General features: G+C 59.4%; 4 protein-coding genes. All 4 read right to left on the bottom strand.

The features are described 5' to 3' along the window. Positions 1–207 precede the first annotated feature (207 nt). The 4 genes from ccoP to ccoN are packed head-to-tail and all read right to left on the bottom strand — an operon-like array spanning position 208 to position 3,423. Positions 208–1,185 carry a cytochrome-c oxidase, cbb3-type subunit III gene (gene ccoP, locus ACXRVY_RS20635; RefSeq protein WP_223462353.1) on the bottom strand — a complete coding sequence of 326 codons (978 nt, stop codon included), beginning with the start codon at positions 1,183–1,185 and terminating at the stop codon, positions 208–210. Then, a complete protein-coding gene (locus tag ACXRVY_RS20630; protein ID WP_003175465.1) occupies positions 1,182–1,367 on the bottom strand; it encodes a CcoQ/FixQ family Cbb3-type cytochrome c oxidase assembly chaperone in 186 nt (61 codons plus the stop codon). Before ACXRVY_RS20630 ends, ccoP begins: the two co-directional genes overlap by 4 nt. Positions 1,368–1,372: 5 nt before the next feature. Beyond that, positions 1,373–1,981 carry a cytochrome-c oxidase, cbb3-type subunit II gene (gene ccoO / locus ACXRVY_RS20625; protein ID WP_458238118.1) on the bottom strand — a complete coding sequence of 203 codons (609 nt, stop codon included), beginning with the start codon at positions 1,979–1,981 and terminating at the stop codon, positions 1,373–1,375. Then, positions 1,981–3,423, bottom strand: coding sequence for a cytochrome-c oxidase, cbb3-type subunit I (gene ccoN, locus ACXRVY_RS20620; protein ID WP_223462352.1), 1,443 nt, complete (start codon positions 3,421–3,423; stop codon positions 1,981–1,983). The genes ccoO and ccoN overlap by 1 nt, the downstream gene beginning before the upstream one ends. Between the last annotated feature and the right edge of the window lie 69 nt (positions 3,424–3,492).

The following is a 3,492-nucleotide window of genomic DNA, read 5'->3' as shown; positions in this document are numbered from 1 at the left end:
TTTTTCTGGTTTGTAAGTGTTTTTCGTAGCAATAGTGCAAGTTTCCGAAAGGGAATGGGGGCCGATGAAGTTTTATAAGGACATATAAAGTGGGTTGGTGTGGCCGCGTTGATTGCTTGTGCTTCCAGGTGTGCGATGGCTTCAAATGAAAACGGCCCCGCCAATTCTCATTGGCGGGGCCGTATTTTGTTGCTTCAAGCGTCTGCCTTACTGGGCGTCCGCTGCCTTCTCACCGTGAGACAGGCTATAGACGTAAGCGGCCAGCAGGTGAACCTTGTCGTTACCCTGCATCGCCTCTTGCGCAGGCATCTGGCCCTGACGGCCGTAACGGATGGTCTGCTGCAGTTGAGCGAAGCTCGAACCGTAGATGAACGCGGCCGGGTGAGTCAGGTCGGGCGCGCCCATCGCTGGCGTGCCTTTGCCTTCCGGACCGTGGCAAGCCACGCAGTTGGTGGCGAACAGTTTCTGCCCGGCAACCGGGTCGGCCTTGGTGCCTTCCGGCAGCTTGCGGCCATCGAGGTTGGTCAGGACAAACGCGGCCACGTCGGCCACGCCTTGCTCGCCGATCACTTCAGCCCATGCAGGCATCACTGCGTGACGGCCGCCCATGATGGTGGTCTTGATGGTTGCCGGCTCGCCGCCCCAGCGCCAGTCGGCGTCGGTCAGGTTCGGGAAACCATAGGCGCCCTTGGCGTCGGAACCATGGCAAACCGAGCAGTTGGAGGCGAACAGGCGGCCACCCATCTTCAGCGCTTGCGGATCCTTGGCCACTTCTTCGATTGGCATGGCCGCGAACTTGGCGAAGATCGGACCGAACTTGGCGTCCGATCTGGCCATTTCCTTTTCCCACTCGTGAACGCCGGTCCAGCCGGTCTGGCCGTTGGCGAACGGGGTCTGCTTCTCGTTGTCGAGGTAGCCGTAACCCGGCAGCAGGCCTTTCCAGTTACCCAGGCCCGGATACAGCGCCAGGTAGCCCAGTGCGAAGATGATGGTGCCCACGAACAGCATGAACCACCATTTCGGCAGCGGGTTGTCGTACTCCGCGATCCCGTCGAATGAGTGCCCGACTGTCTCGTCTGTCTGCTCGGTGCGCTGGCCCTTGCGGGTCGACAACAGCAGCCAGGTCAGGGAAAAGATCGTACCGAGACTGAGGACTGTGACGTACAGACTCCAGAATGTAGTCATTCTTTGTTACTCCTAGAAGCTTGCTCGACGTGCTTGATGGCTTCGGGATCATCCGCGAAAGGCAGCAAGGTCGCGTCTTCAAACTCCGACTTGCGCTTGGGACTGAACACCCACAGTGCCAGTCCGATGAAGGCCACCATTACGACAACGGTGCCCAGGCCACGAATCATCCCGATATCCATCCAGATCACCGTTTGCTTTTGATGATGGTGCCCAGGCCTTGCAGATAGGCCACCAGCGCGTCCATTTCGGTTTTGCCCTTCACAGCATCCTTGGCGCCGGCGATGTCTTCGTCGGTGTAAGGGACGCCGAGCGTGCGCAAGACCTCCATTTTTTTGGCGGTATCTTTGCCGTCGAGCTTGTTTTCCACGAGGAACGGGTAGGCCGGCATTTTCGACTCAGGCACGACGTTGCGCGGGTTGTACAAGTGCGCACGCTGCCAGTCATCGGAGTAGCGACCGCCGACACGGGCCAGGTCCGGACCGGTACGCTTGGAACCCCACAGGAACGGGTGGTCCCAGACGCTTTCACCGGCGACCGAGTAGTRGCCGTAGCGTTCGGTCTCGGCACGGAACGGACGGATCATCTGCGAGTGGCAGCCGACACAACCGTTGGCGATATAAATGTCCCGGCCTTCCAGTTCAAGGGCGGTGCGGGGCTTCATGCCCTCGACCGGCTTGTTGGTGACATCCTGGAAAAACAGCGGAACGATCTGGGTCAGGCCGCCGACGCTGACGGCGATGACCATGAAGAAGGCCAGCAGGCCAATATTCTTCTCGACTGCTTCATGCTTCATCAGTGAGCTCCAACTACGGCAATCTTGGCGGCGGCTTCGGCTTCAGCCGGGTTCGAGGCGCGTACGGTGCGGAACACGTTGTAGGCCATGAACAGCATGCCGGTGGCGAAGAACGCACCGCCCAGGGCGCGAACGATGAAGCCAGGGTGGCTGGCTTGCAGCGCTTCGACGAACGAGTAGGTGAGGGTGCCGTCGTCGTTGATGGCACGCCACATCAGGCCCTGGGTGATGCCGTTGACCCACATCGAGGCGATGTACAGAACGGTACCGATGGTCGCGAGCCAGAAGTGGGTGTTGATCAGGGCGGTGCTGTGCATCTGCGCACGACCGAACAGTTTCGGGATCATGTGGTAGATGGCGCCGATCGAGATCATCGCAACCCAGCCCAAGGCGCCTGCGTGTACGTGGCCGATGGTCCAGTCGGTGTAGTGCGACAGCGAATTGACGGTCTTGATGGCCATCATCGGGCCTTCGAAGGTCGACATGCCGTAGAACGCCAGGGAGACGACCAGGAAGCGCAGGATCGGGTCGGTGCGCAGCTTATGCCAGGCGCCCGACAGGGTCATCATGCCGTTGATCATGCCGCCCCAGCTCGGCGCGAGCAGGATGATCGACATCGCCATGCCCAGGGACTGAGCCCAGTCCGGTAGCGCGGTGTAGTGCAAGTGGTGCGGACCTGCCCAGATGTACAGGGTGATCAGCGCCCAGAAGTGCACGATCGACAGGCGATAGGAGTAGATCGGACGCTCGGCCTGTTTCGGCACGAAGTAGTACATCATGCCCAGGAAGCCGGTGGTCAGGAAGAAGCCCACGGCGTTGTGGCCGTACCACCACTGGATCATCGCGTCCGTCGCGCCCGAGTAGGCCGAGTACGACTTGAACAGGCTGACCGGCAGCGACATGTGGTTGACGATGTGCAGCATCGCGGTCACGACGATGAACGCGCCGTAGAACCAGTTACCCACATAGATGTGCTTGGTCTTGCGCTTGACGATGGTGCCGAAGAACACCAGACCGTAGGTGACCCAGACAATGGCCAGCAGAATAGCCAGGGGCCATTCCAGTTCCGCGTATTCCTTGGTGGTGGTGAAACCCATCGGCAAGGTAATGATCGCGCCGACGATCACCGCTTGCCATCCCCAGAAGGTAAAGGCGGCGAGGCTGTCGGAAATCAGTCGCGTTTGGCAGGTTCGCTGCACGACGTAATAAGAAGTGGCAAACAGTGCACATCCACCGAAGGCAAAAATCACCAGGTTTGTGTGCAACGGGCGCAGGCGTCCAAAGCTCGTCCATGGCAGACCGAAGTTCAACTCCGGCCAGACCAGTTGCGAGGCAATGAAGACACCGAGCCCCATGCCAAGGATCCCCCAGACCACCGTCATGATGGCGAACTGGCGGACTACCTTATAGTTATAAGCAGTCGGACTGATTGCTGTGCTCATTCTAAGGTTCCACGGTTTGGGTGTTTTATTAGGATTAAAAATCGGCCGCAAGTATGGAGAAAGCAAGGG

Source organism: Pseudomonas sp. P5_A2_2 (assembly GCF_054177685.1).
This window is presented reverse-complemented; position numbering and strand designations above follow the sequence as displayed.

What these genes read in the sequence shown, in the direction of transcription:
- ACXRVY_RS20630 (WP_003175465.1), bottom strand. Translation starts at nt 1,367, where the DNA reads ATGGATATCGGGATGATTCGTGGCCTGGGCACCGTTGTCGTAATGGTG.
- ccoN (WP_223462352.1), bottom strand. Translation starts at nt 3,423, where the DNA reads ATGAGCACAGCAATCAGTCCGACTGCTTATAACTATAAGGTAGTCCGC.
- ccoP (WP_223462353.1), bottom strand. Translation starts at nt 1,185, where the DNA reads ATGACTACATTCTGGAGTCTGTACGTCACAGTCCTCAGTCTCGGTACG.